This is a genomic window from Nonomuraea glycinis, assembly GCF_035920485.1.
GTDB classification, from domain to species: Bacteria; Actinomycetota; Actinomycetes; order Streptosporangiales; family Streptosporangiaceae; genus Nonomuraea; species Nonomuraea glycinis.
The window spans coordinates 2,424,478-2,447,542 of the sequence record NZ_CP109166.1; the positions used below are offsets into that span (position 1 = coordinate 2,424,478).

18 protein-coding genes are annotated in these 23,065 nt (G+C 71.8%); 8 read left to right on the plus strand and 10 right to left on the minus strand.

Translation table 11 applies throughout. The annotated features are described in order from the left end of the window. Positions 1 to 14 precede the first annotated feature (14 nt). Together OHA68_RS11145 and OHA68_RS11150 are read left to right on the plus strand one after the other, a co-directional pair. The gene (locus OHA68_RS11145; protein WP_327107563.1) at positions 15 to 1,154 is read left to right on the plus strand and encodes a sensor histidine kinase; all 1,140 of its coding nucleotides are present in this window, start codon (positions 15 to 17) and stop codon (positions 1,152 to 1,154) included. Beyond that, on the plus strand, positions 1,151 to 1,786 hold the full coding sequence (locus tag OHA68_RS11150; protein WP_327107564.1) for a response regulator transcription factor: 636 nt from the start codon (positions 1,151 to 1,153) through the stop codon (positions 1,784 to 1,786). Before OHA68_RS11145 ends, OHA68_RS11150 begins: the two co-directional genes overlap by 4 nt. Before the next feature lie 54 nt (positions 1,787 to 1,840). Here the strand turns inward: OHA68_RS11150 and OHA68_RS11155 are convergent, their stop codons facing one another. Then, entirely contained in the window at positions 1,841 to 2,506 is a 666-nt protein-coding gene (locus OHA68_RS11155; protein ID WP_327107565.1) for an AIM24 family protein, read from the minus strand. A gap of 44 nt (positions 2,507 to 2,550) precedes the next feature. Further along, a complete protein-coding gene (locus OHA68_RS11160; RefSeq protein WP_327107566.1) occupies positions 2,551 to 3,207 on the minus strand; it encodes a sensor domain-containing protein in 657 nt (218 codons plus the stop codon). Positions 3,208 to 3,412: 205 nt separating this feature from the next. Here OHA68_RS11160 and OHA68_RS11165 point away from each other — a divergent pair, with 205 nt between their 5' ends. Continuing rightward, positions 3,413 to 4,300: a hypothetical protein gene (locus OHA68_RS11165; protein WP_327107567.1), complete on the plus strand. Its 888-nt coding sequence runs from the start codon at positions 3,413 to 3,415 to the stop codon at positions 4,298 to 4,300. After that, complete coding sequence (locus tag OHA68_RS11170) at positions 4,294 to 7,026, plus strand: outer membrane protein assembly factor BamB family protein (protein ID WP_327107568.1); 2,733 nt, start codon at positions 4,294 to 4,296, stop codon at positions 7,024 to 7,026. Before OHA68_RS11165 ends, OHA68_RS11170 begins: the two co-directional genes overlap by 7 nt. A 57-nt stretch (positions 7,027 to 7,083) precedes the next feature. Here OHA68_RS11170 and OHA68_RS11175 read toward each other — a convergent pair whose 3' ends face one another. From OHA68_RS11175 to OHA68_RS11205, 7 genes are all read right to left on the minus strand, one after another. Then, the gene (locus OHA68_RS11175) at positions 7,084 to 8,292 is read right to left on the minus strand and encodes a hypothetical protein (protein WP_327107569.1); all 1,209 of its coding nucleotides are present in this window, start codon (positions 8,290 to 8,292) and stop codon (positions 7,084 to 7,086) included. A 26-nt stretch (positions 8,293 to 8,318) separates the two neighbouring features. After that, entirely contained in the window at positions 8,319 to 8,873 is a 555-nt protein-coding gene (locus OHA68_RS11180; RefSeq protein ID WP_327107570.1) for an RNA polymerase sigma factor, read from the minus strand. A gap of 160 nt (positions 8,874 to 9,033) precedes the next feature. After that, entirely contained in the window at positions 9,034 to 11,793 is a 2,760-nt protein-coding gene (locus OHA68_RS11185) for a DUF5682 family protein (RefSeq protein ID WP_327107571.1), read from the minus strand. Beyond that, entirely contained in the window at positions 11,790 to 12,905 is a 1,116-nt protein-coding gene (locus tag OHA68_RS11190; protein ID WP_327107572.1) for an ATP-binding protein, read from the minus strand. The genes OHA68_RS11185 and OHA68_RS11190 overlap by 4 nt, the downstream gene beginning before the upstream one ends. Positions 12,906 to 12,917: 12 nt before the next feature. Then, positions 12,918 to 14,330 carry a VWA domain-containing protein gene (locus OHA68_RS11195; protein WP_327107573.1) on the minus strand — a complete coding sequence of 471 codons (1,413 nt, stop codon included), beginning with the start codon at positions 14,328 to 14,330 and terminating at the stop codon, positions 12,918 to 12,920. After that, on the minus strand, positions 14,327 to 15,742 hold the full coding sequence (locus OHA68_RS11200; protein WP_327107574.1) for a hypothetical protein: 1,416 nt from the start codon (positions 15,740 to 15,742) through the stop codon (positions 14,327 to 14,329). The genes OHA68_RS11195 and OHA68_RS11200 overlap by 4 nt, the downstream gene beginning before the upstream one ends. Continuing rightward, on the minus strand, positions 15,742 to 16,248 hold the full coding sequence (locus tag OHA68_RS11205; protein WP_327107575.1) for a hypothetical protein: 507 nt from the start codon (positions 16,246 to 16,248) through the stop codon (positions 15,742 to 15,744). Before OHA68_RS11205 ends, OHA68_RS11200 begins: the two co-directional genes overlap by 1 nt. 226 nt (positions 16,249 to 16,474) lie before the next feature. On the opposite strand from OHA68_RS11205, the gene OHA68_RS11210 reads away from it, so the two are divergent. After that, positions 16,475 to 17,245, plus strand: coding sequence for an intradiol ring-cleavage dioxygenase (locus tag OHA68_RS11210; RefSeq protein ID WP_327107576.1), 771 nt, complete (start codon positions 16,475 to 16,477; stop codon positions 17,243 to 17,245). Between the two features lie 43 nt (positions 17,246 to 17,288). Here OHA68_RS11210 and OHA68_RS11215 read toward each other — a convergent pair whose 3' ends face one another. Beyond that, entirely contained in the window at positions 17,289 to 17,810 is a 522-nt protein-coding gene (locus OHA68_RS11215) for a hypothetical protein (RefSeq protein ID WP_327107577.1), read from the minus strand. 152 nt (positions 17,811 to 17,962) lie between these two features. On the opposite strand from OHA68_RS11215, the gene OHA68_RS11220 reads away from it, so the two are divergent. Genes OHA68_RS11220 through OHA68_RS11230 form a run of 3 tightly spaced genes read left to right on the plus strand, consistent with a single transcriptional unit; the run spans position 17,963 to position 23,025 of the window. After that, positions 17,963 to 19,108, plus strand: a complete 1,146-nt coding sequence (locus OHA68_RS11220; RefSeq protein ID WP_327107578.1) for an endonuclease domain-containing protein — start codon at positions 17,963 to 17,965, stop codon at positions 19,106 to 19,108. Positions 19,109 to 19,111: 3 nt separating this feature from the next. Further along, positions 19,112 to 19,798: a hypothetical protein gene (locus OHA68_RS11225; protein WP_327107579.1), complete on the plus strand. Its 687-nt coding sequence runs from the start codon at positions 19,112 to 19,114 to the stop codon at positions 19,796 to 19,798. Then, positions 19,795 to 23,025, plus strand: a complete 3,231-nt coding sequence (locus OHA68_RS11230) for a helicase HerA domain-containing protein (RefSeq protein ID WP_327107580.1) — start codon at positions 19,795 to 19,797, stop codon at positions 23,023 to 23,025. The genes OHA68_RS11225 and OHA68_RS11230 overlap by 4 nt, the downstream gene beginning before the upstream one ends. Positions 23,026 to 23,065: the final 40 nt, after the last annotated feature.

The window sequence follows — 23,065 nt, forward strand, 5'->3', positions numbered from 1 at the left end:
TTATCGTCAGCGGTGTGGAGTCCTGGGAGCGGTCGCGGCGCCGGTGGCAGCACGCCTTCTTCGCCTCGTGGCTGGTGCTGACCTCGGGCGGCGCGCTGATGGAGGCGGGCCAGGTCCTCCCGGTGGTGCTGGTGGCCGGGCTGGCCGCCTGGTACGCGGTGTGGTTCGTGCTGCGCTCGCCGCCCTCGGGCGACGTGCCGGTGCCTTACGTGCTGGGCGGCGGGCTGCTCTGGCTCGGGCTGTTCGCCGTCGACTCCTCCTTCCTGGTGGTGGGGCTGAGCGTGCTGGTGCCGTACTGCATGGACGCCGTGCGGGTCGGTCTGGTCGCGGTGGTGTCGTGCGCGGGGGGCTGGTTGTGGCACCGGTTCCACGCGAACGGGACGATCACCTGGACGGAGATCGCCATCAGCGCGCTCATCGCGATCAGCGCGGCCACCGCGGTCGGCTACTTCAACGCGGTGGCCCGGCAGAGCGCCGAGCGCAAGCGGCTCATCGATGAGCTGCAGGCCGCGCAGGAGGCGCGGGCGGCGGCCGAACGGCGGGCGGGCGTGGCGGCCGAGCGGCAGCGGCTGGCCCGCGACATCCACGACAGCCTCACCCAGGGGTTCGCCAGCGTGGTGATGCTGCTGGAGGCGGCGCAGGCGACGCTGCCGGACAACAAGCACCTGACCCAGGCGCTGCGGGCGGCCCGGGAGAACCTGACCGAGAGCCGCCGCGTGGTGGGGGCGCTGCGGCCCGGCGAACTCGACGAGTGCGGCCTGCCGGAGGCCCTGCGGCGGCTGTCCGGCCGGCTGTCCGACGAGACCGGCATCGAGGCGCACACCGTGATCACCGGCACGCTCCGGCCGCTGGACGCCCAGGTCCAGGCGGAGTTGCTGCGCGTGGCGCAGGAGGCGGTCGCCAACGTCCGCCGTCATGCCGCCGCCGAGCGGGTCACGCTGACCCTGTCGTACATGGAGGACCTGGTCGTGCTGGACATCCATGACGACGGCGGCGGGTTCGATCCCGAGCGGGCCGCCTCCGGCCACGGCCTGTCGATCATGCGGGAGCGGATGGAGCAGCTCGGCGGCACCCTGCTCGTGGAGAGCGCTCCGGGCGCGGGCGCCACGGTCGTGGCCAGTCTGCCGGCGGTGGCGCCGATCGGGGCGCGATGAGCGTCCGGGTCCTGATCGCCGACGATCATCCGGTGGTCCGCGACGGCATCCGGGCGATGCTCGGCACCCAGGACGATCTGCTGGTGGTCGGCGAGGCGGTCTCCGGCACGGACGCGGTACGGCTGGCCCGCGACCTGCGGCCCGACGTCACCCTGATGGACCTGCAGATGCCCGAGATGGACGGCGCGACGGCGATCACCCGGATCCGCGAGCACGACCCCGGCGCCAAGGTGATCGTCCTGACCACGTACGACACCGACGGCGACATCTCGCGGGCCATCGACGCGGGAGCCATCGGTTACCTGCTCAAGGACGCCGGCCGCGAGCAGTTGTTCGACGCGATCCGGGCGGCGGCGCGCGGGGAGAGCGCGCTGTCGCCGGCGATCGCGACCCGGGTGCTGTCGTGGGCGCGGGCCGATGCGCGCGACGCCCTCAGCGGGCGGGAGATCGAGGTGCTCCGCGTGGTCGCCCAGGGGCTGAGCAACAAGGCCATCGCCGCGCACCTGTGCATCAGCGAGGCCACGGTCAAGACGCACCTGCTGCACATCTTCGCCAAGCTCGGCGTCGACGACCGCACCGCCGCCGTGACGGTCGCCGCGTCCCGGGGGATCCTCCGCCTCGGCGCCGGATAGGAGGCCTGACGGTCGCCGCGCGACGGCTAGGAGGCCTGACGGTCGCCGCGCCGGCTAGGAGGCCTGAACGACCGGCACGCCCTCGCTCGCCTGGACCAGGACGAATCCCTGTCCCTTGAACGCGAGCTGCATCGCCTCGCCGCTGCCCCGGCCGATGAGCGCGCCTGCCTTCATGGTCCGGTTGACGCCGACGTGCAGGGCGGTGCTCCAGCAGACGGCGGACTGGCCGTCGGCGTAGGTCGGCATCGCGGCGGCGTCGAGCAGCACGGGCGTGCCGTGGGTGGTGACGGCCACCCAGCCGGTGCCGTTGAGCGTGGTGTTGAACAGGCCGCCCGCCGCGATGCCGGCGCCCTGCACCCGCTGGATGTCCCAGGTGAGCTGCGGCTGGAAGGCCAGCAGGTTGCGCCCGTTGACGGTGAGGCCCTCGTTCTCCAGGTAGAACAGGTGGATGTCGTCGGCGTTGTCGGCGAGGTAGAGCAGCCCCTGGCCGCGCACCCGCATCAGCGACGCCCCCTCGCCGGTCATGGCCTTCTTGAACAGCTTGCCGATCCCGCCGGAGCCTTCGTAGTCGAAGTCCATCTGGCCTTGGAAGGCCACCATCGAGCCCTGCTTGGCCAGCACCTCGTCGGGGAGTTGCACCCGGAGCATCTTGCCGTTCTGGAGGGCGAAACCGGCGGGGAGCTGCTGAGCGTCCAGGTTGCCGAAGAATGAGCTGCGCACGTTCGACCCTTTCGAGAGTGTTCCGGACCCTCCACGATATGAGCTCAGTACAGGCCGGTGGCGGGAGTGCGCGTGGCCATCGTGCGCTGCGGGTAGCTGGGCCGGGTCAGGAGCGCCTGGGCGATGGCGGCCTTGGTCAGGGCGGCGCCGCGCAGCACCGGCAGCGCGGTCACCGCGAACAGCGCGCCGACGGCCATGTTGAAGACCACGGCCAGCACCGGGCTGTCACCGAGGCCGAGCAGGCTGGGCAGGCTCTGGGAGTCGGTGAGGTCGGCGAGGAACCACGCGTAGAGCGGGGACATCAGCCCGGCGATCGCCCCGGCCCACCAGGTGACGGTGACGACGAACCCCACCACCGCGACCGGGAAGGCGATGATGGCGTGCAGCAGGTCCATGACGGCCTGGCCGCTGGCCAGCGGGTTCATCACGCGCCGGAACCAGCCTGCCGACACCGGCGCCTCGGCGTAGTCGGGCCGTTCCATGGGGGTGTCGAGCACGCCGGGCAGCGCGGCCCGCTCGACGTCGGCGAAGCGGCGGGCCACGAGGGCGGTCGCGGCCAGGGCGGGCAGGCCGATGAACGCGACCATGCTGCCCAGCCCGAAGGCGAGACCGGTCACGATCAGGCTGAAGGAGATGAGGGCGAGCGGGAAGGACAGCAGGAGATAGCGGCTGTCGGCGGCGACACGGTGCACGAAGGTCATACCCGCAACGCTAGGAGCGGGAGAGCTCCGGGTCTCTCCCGCTCACGGGCGTGCTGAGGTAGGGCAGGCCCTACCCGCTCTCAAGCTGGCCTTCACGCTCGCCTGCCGCCATGGCGTCGTTTCCGGTGCGCCGCCAATTCCGGTCAGGCATACTCCAAGGTGCACGGTCAAGATCCGCACATTCACGGCCCGCTGGAAGACAGTCATGGCTAAAGGACGCCGGAGCAAAACGGGTATAACCGGCAAAAAGGGTGCGACGGTCGACGACGGCCGCGACAAGAGCGCCGATCAGCCGGCCGCGGGCCCCGGCGACTGGAAGGCCGCGCGTGCATGGATGGCCGGAGTCGCCAGCGCCACGCTCATCGCGGCGATCGGCGTGGTGTTCACCGCCTGGTACACCACGAGCGGCCCCGACACGATCGACCACATCCGCGGCGAGCCGCCGCTGACGGTCGGGCACGTGGCCGTCGACTACGACGAACGCCCCCTCGTACTCAGGGAGCCGGTGACCACCCCCGCCGACCGGGCGATCCTGCTGGGCAGGGGGGCCGACCCCGCCGACGTGGCCGCGATGCTGGCCCGCCACCACGTCGCCACGATCGGGGACATGACCACCACCGTCGTCCTGGTCGGCAACCGCAGCAGCCTGCGGATCATCGACATCAAGCCGCGGGTTCTCACTAGGGCACCGCCCGCGCAGGGCGCCTACCTGAACCCGGGGAGCGCCTCCGGGCAGACCGATACCGTCGAGCTCATCGCGGACCTCGATCGGCGGCCGGTCCGTTTCGGCACGAAAAAGGAATTGCGCACCCCGTACTTCAGGACGAAACAGATCGACCTGAAACGGGATGAACGGGTCACGCTCAGCCTCTCGATAGTCGGCGAGACGGCGTACTACGAGTTCGACCTCGTGGCCACGGTGCTGACGGCGGACAGGTCTGAAGAGATCGTGATCCACGGGCCGGGTGGCGTCCCGTTCCGGCTGACGGGCCCCGCGAGCTCCTACCGCACCGCCTACCGCGCGGCGGGTTACGGCGGCGGCTGGGTGCCAATGCCCACCGACCAGACCTGCACGACCTCGGACAAGTGCTGATCACGCGCGCCGCCGCCGTCGTCCTGCTGACCGCGGCGCTGCTGACGGGTACGGCCGCCGACACCCCCGACGGCAGACCGGCGCCCGTCCAGTGGCGCATGACGTGGTCGGCGCCCGCCGAGGCGGACCTCGTCGACGGCATCCACGGCACCCCGCACTACGGCGTGTCGCAGCCGGCGCTGGCCATGGCCGCCGGCCAGAGCACCGTACGCGTGCACGATGCCCACACCGGCGCGCTCGTCCGCACCCTGTCCGTCGCGCCGGCAACACCAGGGAACGGCTCGCGCGATCCCGTCGCCGGCGTGTGGGCGACGTCCGGCACGGTCGTTGTGTTCACCGACGATCAGAGCCGCGGCGACCAGCGGCTGCACGCCTACGACGCGCGCACGGGCACGCTGCTGTGGCGGCGTGCCGTCAGCATCGCCTCACCGCGGAACCAGGCCTCGGACGCTGGGACCTACGAGGGGCCGTCGATCATGGTGACTGAGCGCGGCGTCGTGCTCGTCGATCAGGCTGCGGAACCCCCTGCTCTGCGCACCCTGGATCCGCGTACGGGCACGCCCGTGGCAAGGACGGCTCGTCCACGGGGCTGCGCCCTGACGGCCGCCGCCACAGCCCGGTCGGTGCTGCTGCTCGACCATTGCGCGGGCAACCATCTCCGGCTCGCGTCCGTGGACCCGTCCACGCTGCGGCCGAACTGGACGCGTACGTTGCCCTCGCCATCCCGCACCCTGACAGACGGCGGATCCCCGCCCTCGCCCCATCTCGTCGTCAGCGGCGACGGGTACGCAGGCGTCTCGGTGGGCGACGTCTCGGCGTTCTACAGGCCGGACGGTCGCCTCCTGTCCACCGGGCAGGAGGCGCTGCGCGCCGCCGGCTCCGCCCGGGACAGCCGTTGGAGCCGGCCGATGCGCCTCAACCAGGGCGCCGCGACGGGCGGCGACGGCGCACTTTGGGGCGACGCCTCCAGGTGGCCGCTCCCGGCGTTCCTGGTCTCCGTCGACGCCGACTCCGGCCGCCTGCGCGCGCTGCCGCTCGACGCGCCCTCCACCCACGTCTCCCTCGTGGGCACGACCCCCGGCATGGCTTTCGTACTGTTCGCCACCGGCCGCGTCGCCGCCTACACCCTGACCTACGGCGTCCCGGGCGGGCACGAGCTGTTCGACAGGGTCCCGCCGGACGCCTGGCCGGACGCGTGCGGCCTGCTGACCGCCGCCGACCTGCGTCCCGTCGCGGATGGCTACGTGCCCACGCCCCGGACGCCGACCCTGTTCGGCGAGCGGCTGCCCAAGCCCGTCCAGTGTGACTGGATACCGCCCGTGGACGACGCCCCGGTCGTCTCCCTCTCGGTGGACTGGGTCTCCTCCTCCAGCGCCGTCGCTGCGCGGATCTTCGCCACCGAGACCACCCGCATCAAGCAGACGGAGACCTACGACGCGATCACGGAGGACGCGCACCTCCTCGACTACATCCGGTCCACCGCCACCGGCACCGGCGGCGCGCCAGAAGCCCTCGTCAACGTGGGCCCGGTCGTCGTCCGGCTCGCCTCCGCCTCGCGTTCGGCCCTGCGGCTCCTGGCCCCGCTCGTACGGGACGAACTGCTGGCCCGCTACCGGCTTCCCCGCACCGTACCCACCGCCCTGTCCAACCTGCGCTGGACCTTCCCCACCGACGGCCAGTTGACGGACGATCCGGTGGTGGCCGGCGGAGCCGTCCACGCCATCGCCGGCGGCAAAGTCCACGCGATGGACGCCTCCTCCGGCCGCCCGCTCTGGACCACCGTGATCGCCGAGTTCGTCGGCGGGCCCCTCAGAGTCACCGACGGTTTGGTGTTCGTCGAAGGACCGGGTTCCTTGCACGCCCTGGACGCTCGCACGGGCCGTCGGCGGTGGCGGCATCCGGTGGGGCCGAGCTCGACCTTCGTGGTGGCGAAACGGCGCGTCTTCCTCGTCGACGGCGAGACGGCCGTCGGCCTGGACACGGTCTCCGGCCGCGAGCTGTGGCGTTTTCAGAGCGGGGACACATTCTCCACATTCCGTCCCGTGATCGACGGCGCAACCGTCTACATCCCCGACGCCGGCGGCACCGTGCACGCGCTGGACGCCGCCACCGGCCGCCGCCGGTGGAGCGTGCGGACCGGGGCCGCGAAGACCGGCAGCCACCGCGTCGCGACCGCGGCGGCCGGCAAGGTCGTCTACGTCATCGGCGACGACCGTCGCCTGCGCGCACTGGACGCCGCCACCGGCGCCCGACGGTGGACCACCCAGGTCGGCTCCGATGTCCCCTTCCCCCCCTTGCCCACCGACGACGCCGTCTACGCCTGGGGCTGGGGAGCGGGCGGCGTCCTGTACGCGCTCGACGCCCGCACCGGCAGGCTACGGTGGACCTTCGCGCCCGGCAGGGTCTCTTTTCCCGCCGAGACGGCCGTCGATCGGGGCCGCGTCTACCTGGCCGACGGTGACGGCGTCCTTCACTGCCTGGATGCCGTCACCGGCGTGGAACGGTGGAGGCAGTCCGTGGGCACCGATAGAGTCTCAGGCCCTATCGTGCACGCTGGCACCGTGTACGCCGGTGCCGGCGGTGCCGTGCACGCTCTGGACGGCATGACCGGCGCGCGCAAATGGCGCATACGTACTGGCAGCCAGGCGCCCAGCGTCGTCGCCGCCGGCGGCCTCCTCTATGTGAGCGCCGGCGGCGACATCCACGCCCTGCGCCCCACCCCTTGACGCCTGACCGGCACTGTCGTCCCGCTTCTACGTCCGCTGCCGAGTCGAAATATCAGGTCAGGGCCGCTCGCCGATCCGGTCGACCCAGCCGGTCTCCTCCAGGGTGACCCGCAGCAGCGACGCCGGCTTGTCCGCCTCCGCGACCTCGTACTGCAGCAGCTCGGCGGAGTCCGGATCGATGATCAGCCGGTACTCGATCCGCTCGCCTTCAGGGGTGGTCTCCTTCGTCATCAGGGCGGCCCCCGCGCGCCCCGCCGTGTCGGTGACCTCGCCCTGCGAGACGATGTCCCGCTGGCCCGCCAGCACCCTGAACAGCGCCTCCCGCGTCCCCGGCGTGATCGGCGCGCCCAGCAGGTCCACACTCGTCTGCCACAGGTAGACGGAGAAGTCCTCCTTGACGCCCGGCTGCTGCCGGTAGAACTGCCGGAGCCGGCTCTCCAGCGCCTTCCGCTCGGTGGGGAGCTCGTCCACGTTGCGCATGTTCAGGGTGGGGTTGCTGATCGACAGGACGCGCTCGATGTCGTCGTTGTCCTCAGGGCTGCCCGCGTCCTTCGGGCGCAGCTCGGGGCTGCCCGCCTGCCGCCACATCTCCTCGTCGGCGGGTGAGGCGAAGGAGATCTCCTTCTCACGTCCCCGCTCGGTGCGGTGCTTCATGCCCGACTCGCGTGGCCGCCACGACTCCCACGTGTCGGAGAGGTAGGCGTTGTACGGAAGCGTCGCGCTCTTGAGCTTCGTCAGCTCCCGATTCAACTCCCGCTCGGCGGCCTTCAGCTCGCCGGGCTTGCCCTTGAGCTCCTCCTGGCGCTGCTTGTACTCCTTCACCAGGGCGTTGACCTTGGCGACGTACTCGCTCTCGACGTTGTGCAGCCGCTGCACGGTCCGGTCGCGCACGTACCAGTAGCGGCCGGAGTCCGCCGGGGTCCGGGTGGCGCTCTCGGCCGCCGCGAGGAGCACGGTGTGGGCGTCCAGCTTGCGGCTCTGCGCCGGGCGGGTGCTGGAGGCGGTGGGCGAGACGGTCGTGGGGGCGGCCTGCGGGGGCGTACCGGAGTCTGTCAGCCCCGGCACGACGACGACGGCGGTGGCGGCCACGCCGGCGGCCAGCGCGCCCGCCAGGATGAGCGGCCGCCCGCGCCTGATCCGCGCGACCGGCGCGGGCGGGGCGGCGAAGGCCGCCGCCAGGTCGGCCGAGCGGCGGCGCTGGTAGGCCTCCTCGGTCAGTTCGTCCAGCCCTTGGGGCTTGAGCTGGGCGAACGTGCGGTCGTTCATGTCTTCCTCCTCGGGGCTGCTCGGCATCAGGCCTCCTCGACGAACCGCTGCGGTGCGGCGGTCCGGAGGTGGGGCGTGGCCGATCTCGACTGGGTGTGCAGCGCCCTGCCCAGGCGCTTGCGGGCGCGGTGCAGCCGGACGCTGTACGTACGGGTGGAGCAGCCCATGACGGCGGCGGCCTGCTCGGGCGGCAGGCCGTGCCAGGTGGCCAGGGCCATCGCCTCCACGTCCTGCTCGGGCAGCGCGGCCAGTACGGCGAGCGCCAGGTCCCTGTCCACGACGTGTTCGGCGACGTCCCAGCTCACCCGGTCCCGCTCGGTGGTGAGGGCGGCGACCCGGTCGAGCAGCGCCCGCAGCCGGAACCGCGAGTCACGCTGCTTGGCCAGCAGGTTGCGGGCGACGCCGAGCAGCCACGGCAGCTCGGGGCTGGGTAACTCGCCGATCCGCCGCCAGGCGATCAGGAACGTCTCGCTGCACACGTCCTCGGCCACGCCGCGCTCGGCCCGCAGCAACGCGTAGCCGAGCACGGCGCGATAGTGCCGGTCGTAGAGCTCGGTGAATCGTTCTTCGGGATCGTTCACGTGCAGTAGTCCTCCCGGAAGCCCCAGGATTACCACCACACATCAACTTTTCTCACGACGAACCGACGGATGCGCCGAACAACCCCTCAGCCCCCGGAACGCGGGCGCGTCCCGGGACACGGTCAAGAGGTGGCGCCTCCACCCAGCAGCCCCGGGGCGGTCAGGAGGTGGCGCCTCCACCCAGCAGCTCCGCGACGGCGGTCACGGTGGCGGGATGCCGCGTGAGCAGTGCGCCCGCCGGCCCGGAGCCGGACGGGACGGCCTGGCCGAGCGGCTGCCAGCCGCCGTCGCAGCCGAGCAGCGCCGCCACCGCGTCGATCGCCGCCGGATGCGCGGCCAGCAGCTCGGCCACCGGCCCGCCGGCGACGACCGGCCGGGCTTCGGCGCGCTGCGCGGGCCGGGCCGTCCACGGCGGCACCCAGGCGTCCACGGCCGCCAGGGTGCCCGGGAACGTGCGCCCGGCCTCGCGGACGAGCACCGGCACCAGCTCGGGCGCCTCCTGGCGCAGGGTGGTGATCAGCATCGGCAGCCACGGCAGCAGCACCTCGTCCGGCAGCCGGGCGAACGCGTTGGAGATGACCTCGACCACGAACGGCGTCAGCGCGGGCGCGGGTTCGAGCGCCTGGACGAAGCCGCTGATGTACTGCGGGAACGACGGGATGACGAGCGGGTTGGCGAGCAGCTCGTCGCAGCGTTCGCGCAGCTCGGCCAGCGGCAGCACGCCGAGCCGGAACTGCGCGCCCCACAGCAGCGCCACCTTGCCGGGGGTCTCCGGATGCGACTGCCGCACGGCGAGCTCGAGCTGGGCGCGGTCACAGCCGAGGGACAGCGCCAGGCCCTCCATCGAGGACAGGAAGCCGAGCATGGCGGCCACCTGGCGGACGCCGATGTCCTCGGCCACGAAGGCGCTCGGCAGCAGGGTGCAGTAGTGCGCGTAGCCGGTGGTGACGAAGCGCTCGCACCAGTCGGGCAGGGCGGGCTCGGTGGCGCGGTAGTGGGCCAGCAGCCTGCGGATCCCGCGCAGCACATCGGGCGCGTCGTCCACGGTGCGCTCGGCGGCCAGCAGCTCGACCGCCCGCGCGCCCAGCTCCTCGGTGAGGCGCCGGCTGCCCAGGAACACGATGGCGTCCTCGACCGCTTCGAGCGCGACGGCGGCGGTCGCCTTGGGGTCCCACACGCGGCGGCGCAGCCGCTGCTCCAGCACCTGCTCGACCGTGACGCCCTCGTAGCCGAGCTCGATGAGGGCACGCTGGTGGTGGCCGAGCGCCAGGTCCCAGCTCTCCTGGACGGACCGCTCACCCAGCCGGCGACTGCCCATGATGGGCCGTACGGCTCCGTCGGGGAGCAGCCGGTGCAGGATCCACAGCAGGTGCGAGCAGGGCGCCAACGCGGGGTCGGCGTTGAGGTCGAGCAGCGCCCGATGCACGGCGCGCTTCTTCAGGTCGAAGCCGAGCGGCGCGAGCCGGTCGTAGACGTCCTGGGCCAGCGGCGGCATCGCCGTGTAGCCGACCTCGCCGATCCGGTCGCCGCCGAGGAGGATCTCGCACAGGCGGCGCACGTCACGGCGGCCCGGCACGGTGTCCTTCTCGATGCAGGTGACCGCGGCGTCCTGGAAGTCGTACGGGGTGGGCCGCGCCCTGTTGCGCATGCCGGCCAGCAGGATCGAGGTCTCGAACACGGCGATGGCGTCGGCGGTGCTGGCCAGGTAGCCGTTGCGACGGGCCAGCCGGACGATGTCCACGCTCCAGCCGAGCAGCTCCGCCTCGTCCAGCTCGTCCAGGACCGGCGGCCTGGACAGAAAGCCGGACAGCCGGTCGGCGAGCGGCTCCCGCCGGACGGGCGACGCCGCCTTGCGGGCCCGCGCCGGGCGCTTCGACGCGTGCTCCTTGAGCTGGTACGGCTTGACGCCGCCGCGCGACACCGCCTTGGCGAAGGTCGCGGCGGCGATGGACACCGAGCCGCCGGCCAGGCCGAACTGCTCCTCGATGGCCGAGTGACTGGCCGGGACGATGCCGTACAGCCAGGTGGTGGCGGTGCGGGGGGTGATGGCGAACTCCGTCCGCTCCGCCGCCAGCCCGAACTGCTCGACCCGGCTGGCCGCGTGGAAGGCGCCGCACACGTACAGGCATCGTTCGGGGTCGGCGCCGGAGGTGGCGAGGTGCTCGCGCATCCGCGTCCACATGTAGCGCTCGCGGTCCTCGTCCCGGGCCAGCCGCCCGGCGTCGTCCGGGCCGAGGCGCCTGAACAGGCTGCCGATCAGCACCATGACCTGGCGGTAGGTGTCGTAGTCGGCGCCCGCCAGCGGTTGCTCGACGTACTGGTCCCACCACTCCGACCAGTGCCGGACCTTGCCGTGGTGCAGCAGGTGCTCCTCCAGCTCGGCGAAGCGGGGACGCAGGTCGCCGATCTCCATGCCCACCGTGTCGGCGGGCTGGTCGGGCCGCTCCTGCGGCAGCCACTGGAAGACGTGGTCGGACGAGCGGTCCACCAGCACCAGCTCGACGCCCGGCGTGTCGAGCGCGTACGCGATGGCCTGGTACTCGGCGGACGCCTCGGTGATCGGCGCGACGACGCTGAGCGGCCCCCAGGCGTCCGGGAAGCCGTCCAGCTCGGTCGCGAACGCCTGCAGCGACACCGGCAGGCGGCAGTTGCGCAGCTCGTCGAGCACCGGCCGCAGGTCCTCGCACAGCTCCAGGTAGATGACCTCGGGCTGCTTGTCACGCAGCCGCCGCGCCATGGCCAGCGCCGAGCCGGGCGAGTGGTGGCACACCGGGAAGATCTCCAGCTGCTCGCCCAGCGCCCGGTCGACGTCGTCGACCATGCCCGACAGGATGCCGGACAGCGCGCCGGGCGTGCCGGCGAAGGCCGCCGCGGCGTCGCTCAACTGCTCGCGCAGGGCGGCGAACGGGCTCTGGGTCATGAGAGCGTGGCGATCGCCTGGCGGCCGCCTTCGAGGAAGTCCACCCACTCGCCGCCGTCCTTCTTGCTGCGCGGCTCGATCACGCCGTGCCAGTACTTGTTGAGGATGGCCAGGTCCTCGGGCTGGCGGCGGGCCAGCGAGCCCACCAGCGAGCCGGCGAGCGTCTCGGCGCGCAGCGTGCGGTCGCCGAAGAAGTTGCTGTGCAGGATCGCGTCCTCCAGCACGCCGATCTGCTCGGCCGTGGACAGCGCCGACTCGAGCTTCTCGTCGTCGCTGCGCGCCGAGGCGGCCGCGGCGCGCAGGTCGGCGAAGCTCTGCAGCAGGATGTCCAGCAGCGTCGGCGGCAGCTCCAGCTCGATGCGGTGGCGGCGCAGCAGCTCCACGGTGCGGAAGCGGACGATCTCCGACTCGCTCCGCTTGTTCGTCACGACCGGGATGCGGACGAAGTTGAAGCGCCGCTTGAGCGCCGACGACAGGTCGTTCACGCCGCGGTCACGGCTGTTGGCGGTGGCGATGATAGAGAAGCCCGGCTGGGCGAAGACGATGTTGTCGTCGTCGAGCTCGGGGATGGAGACGTACTTCTCCGAGAGGATGGAGATCAGCGCGTCCTGCACGTCGCTGGTCGAGCGGGTGAGCTCCTCGAAGCGGCCGATCACGCCGCCCTCCATCGCCGTCATGATCGGCGAGGGGATCATCGAGTCACGCGACTGGCCCTTGGCGATCACCATGGAGACGTTCCACGAGTATTTGATGTGGTCCTCGGTGGTGCCCGCGGTGCCCTGGACGACCAGCGTCGAGTTGCGGGAGATGGCGGCGGACAGCAGCTCGGCGAGCCAGCTCTTGCCGGTGCCCGGATCGCCGATCAGCAGCAGGCCACGGTCGGAGGCGAGGGTGACGATGCTGCGTTCGACGAAGCTGCGGTCGCCGAACCACTTCTGCGGGATCTCCCGGTCCAGGCCGTCGGAGCGCTCGGAGCCGAGCACGAACAGCCGGACCATGCGCGGGCTGAGCCGCCAGGAGAACGGCTTGGGGCCGTCGTCGATCGACTCCAGCCAGTCGAGCTCTTCTGCGTACTTGACCTCGGCGGGGGCACGCAGCATCTCGTCGGTCATTTCCAGGGTCTCCTAGTTGAGGAAGCTCTTGAGCTCGAACACGAGTTTGCGGATGTGGCCCGAGATCACGGGCGTGCCCAGGTCCTTGAGCTTCTCGCGGAACCAGGGGTCCACGCTCTGGCTGCCTGAGCTGTTGACCGACCCGACAGGGATGAGCTTCACCCCGGACCGGTGCACTGCCTCGAACTCACGCTGCAGGTCCCGGTTGTCGTAGAAGTCGGAGATCCACACCATCGCGGTGTTACGCGGGTCGAGAACCTTCGGGCGGGCCTGCGCCATCGCGACCAGGCCGTTCGTGCCACCGCCGAGTTGGGTACGCAGCAGTACCTCGAACGGGTCGTGCACCCATGGGGTCAGGTCGAGCGCCCGTGTGTCGTAGGCGATCAGATGGACGTCCACCTTGGGCAGACCGGCGAAGATCGACGCCAGGATGGTGCAGTTGACCATCGCGTCGACCATCGAGCCCGACTGGTCCACGACCACGATCATCCGGGCCGGGGTGGTGCGCTTGGCGGTGTGCCGGTAATAGAGGCGGTCCACGTACAGGAGCTGATCTTCTGGGCTCCAGTTGGGGAGGTTCTTCCAGATCGTGCGCTCGATGTCCAGGTTGCGGAACACCCGCTTCGGCGGCACCGACCGGTCGATGGTGCCCGCGCTGGTCTGCCGCACCTGCGTGCGCAGCACCTCGGCCACCTCGTCGACGAACCTGCGGATCAGCGCCTTGGCGTTGGCCAGCGCGACGTCGGACAGGTTGTCCTTGTCGCGCAGGAGCTGCTCGATGAGGGACATGCTGGGGGTGAGCTGCCTGGCCAGCGCCGGGTCGGCGAGCACCTCGCGCAGCCGCATGCGGCGGACGAGGTCGCCTTCCAGGTTGCCCAGCACGCCCGCCAGTCCGCCGTGGCCGTCGCCACGACCTGGACCATGGCCGCCGCCCTGCTGGGTGCGCAGGTCGCCCGGCTGGTGCCCGAGCGCCCGCTCCAACCAGCCCGCGTCCTGCTGCCATCCGGCCAGGTCGGTGGCGGTGATGTTGCCCTGACCGGTCGCGAACAGGTTCAGCAGGAGCTTGGCGGCCAGCGCCGCCGTACGGGCCCGGTCCCTGGGCCGCTCGTCCTCGCCCGGGAGCATCAGGGCGTCGAACTCGGCGGCGAGGTCGGGGAAGCGCTGCACCAGGGTGTCGACCGACACCGACGGGTCGAGCAGCGCGGTGGGCAGGCCGAGGTCCTCGACGACGGCGACGCTGGCCGCCTCCAGGGACGGCTGCTCGTCGGTCTCGAACACGCGGGCCAGCAGCCGCCAGAGCAGCACCTGGCGCCGATTCTCCTCGGCCGTGGCCACTTCCTGCGCCGAAGTCGTCTGAGGTGCCGTTGCCGCCTGAGGTGCGGTCGTCGTCGGCTCTGGGGTGGTCGTCGGCTCCGGTGTGGTCATCGGCGCAGCAACCGTCCGGCTCGCTCGCGCAGGACCGTCACCGCGTCGCCCGCCCTGGCCAGTGACCTGACCACCTTGGGATCGGTGGGCCCCTGCGCCCAGGCGCCGGTGTGCTCCTCCACCGGCTGTTTCTTGACCGTGGCCTGGATCGCGAGCGGCTGCAGCAGCCACCGGCCGGCGTCCCAGCGCAGCAGCCCGACGCACGCGGTGGAGGTGGCCATGAGCTTCGGCGTGAGCGGGCCCGAGGAGGGCAGGCGATCGACGGCCACCGCCAGGTCGTGCCCGTCCAGCGAGATCCGATCGCCGGTCTTGGCCGTGGTGTAGCCCTCCAGGAACACCGGCTCGGCGATGCGCGCCGGATGGCGGTCGAGGGGCGGCGTGGCCGGCGCGAGCGCGCCCGCGAGCATGACCCGGGCGGTGGCGAACGGGTCGGCGGCCCCCTGCGGAGCGGCCCGATCCTCCTGCCACACCAGGTCGCCGCCGCCCAGCAGAGGCATGTCGGTGATCTCCACCGATCGTCCCCCGGCCAGCGCGCCCGTCAGCACGGGGTAGCCCTCCAGCAGCGACCAGATTGCCGGGCCCACGATCGTGTCCACCTTGCCGGCGGAGACGGCGGCCCGCACCACCCTGGCCTCGCCGCCGGCTGACTCCAGCACGGCGTGCACCTGCGCCTGCACGACGGTCGCGTGCTCGTGTACGTCCACGCCGAGGATCAGCAGCCGGCCCGAGACGAGCTCCACCTGCTCAGGGGTGCCGAGCCAGTCCGGCTCGGACAGCAGCACGGCCCGCGTCCACAGGTCCGCCCACCGGCGCACCGGCACCTTCTCCATGGCCGCGACCGGCGACGACGCCCTCAGCTCCCCCGCCAGACCGTCCGTCAGTACGGCCAGCCGGCGCAGGCCGGGCTCGGCCAGCACCGCTTCGATCGCCTGGTCAGCGGCGGAGGCCAGATCGTGGCCGACCCCCCGCCAGCCGGTGATGGCCAGCTCATGCAGCCAGGACCGGCAGCCAATGAGCAGATTCCCCATCGCAGCACCAGCCCCACCCACACTCGCGGAGCCCTCGGCGGGTGTGGGCGGCCATGTTGCTCTGGTGCGGCCCAGGGAGTCGTCCAGGTGGGTCAGCAGGGCGTCGTGGACGGCGCCGAGGAGGGCGGCTCGCGCGCCGGCCAGGGCCGTCAGGTGCTCGCCCGCCACCGATCCGGCGGCGATCTTCTCGGCCGCCTCGCGGGCCCGGTCGCCGAGCGGCGTGGCCGCCACGGCTCCGGCCAGGCCGGTGATCGCCTGTGTGCCCCGCTCGTCCAGCCGGCCGAGGCCGTTGGCGAGCGCCTCGTCGAAGGCCGTCACCAGCTCCAGGGCCTCCGCCGCACCGGGCGGGTCCTCGGCCAGCGCGGCCAGCTGCATCGCCAGCATCAGCGCACCGCCCCGGAGGCCGGGAACCAGTGCAGCTCGGGCAGCGGCGCCGTGGTGGCGGGCAGCTCCAGGTAGGCCAGGTGGCGCAGGAAGCGGCTGAACACGACGGCCGCCGGGGCCGGCTCGTGCTGCCCCTCCAACATGGACCGCCGCAGCTCCCCCGCATCGGTGACGCTGTCGGGGTCGGGGACCCGCAGGTAGCGGGCGACCCGCTCGATGCCGTACTGCACGACCGCCTCGTCGACCAGCGACCGCAGATGCTTGCAGGGGTAGCCGGTCAGGCCGCCGCACTGCCGGTTGTTGTTGGTGCTGCAGTTGTAGGCGTAGGTCCCGGCGGCGATCGAGGAGACGTACACCCGCTCGATGTCCGAGCCGCTCGACACCACACCCTGCAGACGCCCGTCGGCCAGCTCGACGAAGGGGACCTTCGCGAGCTTGCGCGGTTCGAGGGGCGGCACCACCCGTGTCACGCTGCTCTGCTCCCACGCGGTTAAGTCCGCGGTCACGATCCTCGACCTCCAGCACAAGACAGCTCGGGGAATGCCGCCGGCACGGCGACACCTACACGTACGGCCGATCAATGATCCGGAAATGTACCGGATGTCACCGACAACAACAGGCGGATTGGATCTTTGGCGGTACGCCGGAATCGTGCCTACCGGATCATCACCTTTCGGCGGATTTTAGGGGCATATTTCCTAATATGAGGCTCCCCTACCGAAGCGAGGCTTCATGCCGCACGACCACGAAGGACAGCGGGTCAGCAGGCGCAAGCTGATCGCCGGCATCAGCTCCCTGGGGCTGGGCAGCCTGCTCGCCGCCTGCGCCCTGGACGCCCCGCCCACCTCCCCGTCCGTGGCCGCGACCGCCACCACGGCGAAGGACCTCACGCCCCTGTTCGACAAGGCCGGCACCTGTACGCTCGCCCCCGCGACCACGGCCGGCCCCTTCTACTTCGACGCGGACCGCATCCGCAGCGACATCCGCGAGGACCGGCCCGGCGCACGCCTACGCGTCGCGATCAAGGTCCAGGACAGCGAGACGTGCGAGCCGCTGCCCAAGGCCGTGGTGGAGATCTGGCACTGCGACGCGGCCGGCTCCTATTCAGGCACCGGCTCGGTCGGTGCCCCGCCGGACGGCTCGGCCGACCTGAAGCCCGTGGACGACGCGCGGTACCTGCGCGGCGCCCAGGTGACCAACGCCGACGGCATCGTGCAGTTCACCACCATCTGGCCGGGCTGGTACCAGGGCCGGACCATCCACATCCACGCAATGGTGCACTTCACCGACGCTCGCGTGCTCACCACCCAGGTGATGTTCGACGAGGCGCTCAACACCGAGGTGCTCGCCCGGGCCCCGTACACCGCCCGCCCCGGCCGCGACACCCGCAACGACGACGACGGCATCTACCGCGACGACCTGCGGCTCACGGTCACCAAGGACGGCGACGGCTATCTCGGCGCGATCGTCTTCGCCGCCGACTCCGACCGGGACGGCGGCTGACCGCCGATCAGGCCGCCACCCTGCGCAGCGGGCTGACCGCCGTTCAGGCCGCCGCCACCCTGCGCAGCTCGGCGAGTTGCGTCCAGGACAGTACGGCGCTCGCGCCGAGCAGCGTGATCCCCGACAGGACCCCGCTCACGAAAGGCACCCACGCGAGCGCCGACGTGCCCGCCATGACGAACCCGGCGATGCCCAGCACCGTCGGGACCACCCCCGGCACCAGCATGCTCGGCGCCTTCCACACCGGCGCCAGCGCGACGAAGTGCGCGCCGACGACGAACGCGATCCAGGCCACGTTCACCTGCTCCGGCACCCCCAGCGCGCCGAGCACCGGCAGCCCGCCGAACAGCAGGACCACCTCCACACCGACGATCACCAGGTAGGCCTTGCCGAACATCGGCCCGCCCGCCGGCCCGCCCTGCGGCACGGCACCAGTTTTGATCATCCTCCCCGCCGTCATGTACACGAAGATCACGAACATGAGGGCGAGGACCGCCGCCACCCGCAGCAGGGTCCCCGCCAAGGAGGGCAGCGGCTCGTTCGCGTTGATCGCCACGAAGAGCATGCCGAATACGGCCCCAACCAAAAGCCCAATAAGACGTTGCATGAACGGCGACTTTACCGACCGGCCTACAACGTCATATCGGGTGACAGCGTCAGCGGCGCCGTATAGCGTCGCAGGGTTGTCAGAGTGTCGGCATACGAGGGCGGCGAGCGGTGCGTTCCTGGACGGCGTTACCCGTCGACAGGGTCGTGCGGCTGGACGGCGCCGACGCCGACACGGTCGCGCTGGCCATCGACCCACTCCCCTCGGACGCGCCCGCGATCGTCACCTACGCCGCCGTCCAGGAACGCTCCACCACGTCCATGGTCACTTCCGTCCTGGACGAGCTGGAAGCGGCCGCCGCCGCCCTGTTCCCCGCGTGGCTGCCCGGCGCCGAGGGCATCGGCGGGCCGGGCGGCGCCGGTGTGCCCGCCGTACGCGTTCTCGCCCGGCGCAAGGCGGCGGACGGAGAGGACTTCGGCCCCTTCCTCGCCAGCCTCGCGGAACGGGCGCTGACCGGGCGGCCCGGCCGCTTCCCTCCCGAGATCAGGGCCGCCGGGCTCGCCCGAGCGCTGGCTGCCAGCTTCGGCCGGTCACGCACGTCACTCCTGGTCCGCGTCCCCGACGGACTCCCCGACGCGGCGCAGGAGGTGCTGGTCGCCGGCTGCGAGTGGCTGGCCCACCGAGGCGGCTTCGGCGTCTGGCTGGTCGGAGCCGACCTACCGGCGGTGGACCGGGTGCCGAGAGTGCCGTTCCCGCTGAAGCCAGGAAGTCCTGGCACCCTCACTCCCTCGCTGACCACCGCCGAAGCCGGCCGGTCCCGGGGTCTACCGGAAGCTCCGCCAGGGGATCGTGCCGCAACGATCCCGTCGGCGGGCCGTGCCGAGGTGCCTCCTGCCGCAACGATCCCATCGTCAGGCGGTGCCGGGGTGCCTCGGGCGGTCGTCAGTTATCCGGCGGTCGCGGGGCGGCCGCATCCGGCCAGTCCCAGTGAGCGGGCGCTGGAGGCCGCGCTGGGCTCGCGCGGCTGGGCGGCGGGGCGCGGCTGGAACCAGACGCTGTGCCCGCACCCGCTCGCCGGCCCGGTCCGGGTGGACCTGCTCTGGCAGGCGGAGCGGTGCGTCGTCGAGGTGGACGGGCCCGACCACAGGGGCGCGCTCAAGTTCGCCGCGGACCGCAGCCGGGACGTGCGCCTGCAGCTCGCCGGCTACGCCGTGCTGCGCTTCACCGATGATCAGGTGCTCACCGATGCCCAGGGCGTGATCCGCCAGATCGAGCTGTTCCTCCGGGACCGGCGTCGTGCCACTCAAGAAGGATGAGACATGTCAGAGCAGAACCTGTCGCTGCCCGAATTCTCGGCACTGATCGCCCTGGCCGTGACGGCAGGAGAGATCTCCAACAACGAGCTCCACGAACGCTTCGGCCTGAAGATCGACGGGGAAAGACGGCGCAGGCTGAACGAGCTGAAACTGGTGGACAGCTGGAAACAGGGCCGCCAGTACGTTCACATGCTGACCGACCAAGGCACGGCCCGCCTGGCGGAGGACCTGAGCGCGGGCCTGGTGCCGGCCCTGCCCGGCTCTGCGGGAAGCATCGCCCGCGCGCTGCTCGGCTGGCTCCCCCTCTACCTGAAGCACTCCGACCAGCGACTCGCCGACATCTTCCAGCCGTACGACAACCCCGGTTCTTCCGACGGGATGGCCCCGCCATCGGCCCCCGAGGAACCGGAGGAACTGGAGGAGCTGGAGGAGCTGGAGGCGCGCATCCGAACCGCCTACGCCGAGCTGGCGCCCCGGCCGGGCTCCTGGGTGGGGCTGGCCCGGCTGCGGCCACTGCTGGGCGACGTGCCGAGAGGGCAGGTGGACGAGGCGTTGACAAGGATGGAACGCCTGCCTGACGTGAACATCGTCCCGGAGTCCAACCAGAAGACGCTCACCCCCGGCGACCGCGAAGCCGGGGTGATCATCGGGGGGCAGGAGAAGCACCTGTTGTGGATCGGTGAGGCATGACAGACGCCAAGGCGCTCACCGCCCTGAGCTTCAACTACACCGAGGGCGCCGACGACGTGTGGCGTCCCTCCCCCTTCCATGTGGAGGGCCTGCACGGCGGCTCGACGAAGATCCTGCTCGACGGCCTGGCCGAAGCACGCGCCCAACCGGACGGCAGCCCCATCGGCGTGGTCGTGCAGGGTCAGCGCGGCACCGGCAAGACGCATCTGCTGGGCTGGCTGCGCGAGCTGACCCAGCGGGAGGGCGGCTACTTCGTGCTGGTCGGCCTGCTGGACGCGAAGGGCTTCTGGGAGAGCACCGTGGTGTCGATCCTGGACAGCTTCTCGCGGGCAGGCGAGGACGGGGAGTCGCAGCTCAGGGTGTTCCTGTCCCGTCTGGCGGCGTCCGTGGACGTGTCGCGGATGACCCGGCGGGCGGTGACGGGCAGGAAGGAGGTCACCCGCGACGAGCTCGACTCCTTCATCGGCGCGCTGCGCCGCCTCGACGAGCAGGTCGGCAGGGGCTGCCAGGACACCGCGCGGGCGCTGACGCTGTTCGCCTCGGCTGACATGGGGATGCAGGACATCGGCGAGGCGTTCCTCTACTCGATGCCCGAAGGGGAGCCCGGCGAGCGCGCCCGGTGGGGCATCCGGCCCGTCGACAAGACGCCGCAGGAGATCGTCCAGGACATCTCGCGGCTGCTGGCGCTCACCGGGCCGACCGTGATCGCGATCGACCAGATCGATCCGCTCATCGCCCAGTCGTCGGCCGCGACCGATGCCGCCCTGTCCCCGGCCTCGCCCGTCTCCGGCGTGGTCCTCGACGCGGGCGGGAAGCTGCTGCTGGAGCGCATCGCGGGCGGCCTGATGGCGCTGCGGGAGGTCTCTCGTAAGACGCTGACGGTCCTGTCCTGCCTGCCGAACAGCTGGGCGCTGATCCAGCAGGAGGCCGTCGACACGGTCCGCGACCGGTTCAAGGAAGCGGTCCCGCTCATGACCATCCCCGACGCCGGCACCGCTCGCGAGCTCGTCACCAGGCGGTTCGAGGCGCAGTACCGGGCGGCGGGCGTCGAGCCGCCGTATCCGACCTGGCCGATCCGGCCCGAGGCCTTCGAGCGGGCCCCCGGCATGACCCCTCGGCAGCTCCTCATCGCGATCGAGGCACACATCAGGTCCTGCGTACGGGACGACGAGGTCAGGGAGCTCACGGCCTTCGACGGCGTGGCAGTGCCGACCGTCAAGCCGACGGCCTCGGAAGGGCTCACCGAGTCGGTGGCGCAGGCGGTGATCGCGCTGGATGCCCGGTTCGCCGCGTTGCGGGACGGGCGGCAGCCGCCGATGATCGACGGCGCGTCCGAGGACGTCCTGATGCCCGCACTCCTGGCGTCGGGCCTGTCGGCGTGGATCGCCGGCCAGGGCGAGAACGGCCTGACGTTCACCGTGGACCCGCCACCGAGCGCCAAACCGCCCCTGCACGCTCGCTTGCGCCAGATCCTGGACGAGTCCACCGAGGACGAGACGCACTGGGCGTTCCGGGCGGTCACCGCGAACAACGCCATCGCGGCGCTGAACCGGATCCGCAAGGCGTCGGTGGCGGCCGGGCTGGATGCCGAGGTCCCCAAGAGGCGGCTCTTCCTGCTGCGCAACCGGGACTGGTCAGGGGGCGAGCGCACCCAGGAGGTGGTCGCGGCGTTCGAACGCGCGGGCGGCCGGAAGCTGACCTTCAACGGCGACGACCTGCGCGTCCTGTCCGCACTCAGCGAACTCCTCGCCGAGAACCCGCCCCACCTCAACACCTGGCTCGCCGTACGGGATCCAGCGGGCGACGTCAGCTTCCTCAGAGAGGCCCTGACGGAGCTCTGGAGCGTTCCCACCCCACCGACCCCCACAGCGGCCACCACTCCGGATAACGACTCTGAACGAGCGCAGGACCGTACAGTCGCCTTTCCCGCGACCGGCGGAGCGGCGCAGTCGGCCCGTGCGGCGGGGCGGGGGGCGGCGGGTGAGGGGCCCGGTATTCCCGTCGGGAGGCGGATGGCCGGCGGGGCGCAGGTGAGCGTCCCGTTGGAGGCGCTCAGGAAGCATACGGCGATCTTCGCCGGCACCGGCTCCGGCAAGACGGTGCTGATCCGGCGGCTGGTCGAGGAGTGCGCGCTGCAAGGCGTGTCCGCCATCGTGCTCGACCCGAACAACGACCTGGCCCGTCTGGGCGACCCGTGGCCGCAGGCGCCGCACGGCTGGCAGGAGGGGGACGAGCGGAAGGCGGCCGACTACCTGGCGGGCACCGAGGTGGTGATCTGGACGCCGAGGCGGGGGGCCGGACGCCCGCTGAGCTTCCAGCCGCTGCCCGACTTCGCGGCCGTGGCGGACGATCCGGACGAGTTCACCGAGGCCGTGGAGGTGGCGGTGGCGGCGATCGCGCCGCGGGTCAAGCTGGAGGCCAGGACCGACAAGGCGCAGCGTGGGCAGGCGGTGCTCAGGAGGGCGCTGGCCCGCTACGGCCGGCGGGGTGGCCGGAGTCTCAAGGGCCTGATCGCGCTGCTGGCCGACCTGCCGGACGGGGTGAGCGAGCTGGCGAGCGCGCCGAAGATCGCGGCCGAGCTCGCTCAGTCGCTGACCGCCGCGATGGACAACGACCCGATGTTCGGCGGCGGGGGTGAGCCGGTGGATCCGGGGGTGCTGCTGACCCCGTCGGAGGGGCGCCGGGCCAGGGTGTCGGTGATCAGCCTGGCGGGGCTGCCGGGCGAGGAGCAGCGGCAGAGCTTCGTGGGGCAGCTCCAGATGGAGCTGTTCGCCTGGATCAGGCGGCATCCGGCGGCTGACCGGCCGTTGGGCGGCCTGTTCGTGATGGACGAGGCGCAGACGTTCGCCCCGTCGAACGGCCGGGTCACGCCCGCGACCCGCAGCACGCTGGCGCTGGCGTCGCAGGCCAGGAAGTACGGCCTGGGCCTGATCTTCGCGACCCAGGCGCCGAAGGGCCTGCACAACCAGATCCCCGGCAATGCCGCGACGCAGTTCTTCGGCCTGCTGAACGCTTCCGCGCACGTCAACACGGCCAAGGAGATGGCCAGGGCCAAGGGCGGCGACACCCCGGACATCGCCAAGCTGAGCGCCGGCGAGTTCTACGTGGCGCTGGAGGGCCGGTCCTTCGACAAGGTGCGCGTCCCGATGTGCCTGAGCCACCACCCGAAGGCGCCGCTCACCACGGAGGAGGTCATCGCCAGAGCCGCAAGAGAGAGCGCTCTCTAACTCTCCTGCCAACCTGGCCACACGTTACAACCTGTCACTT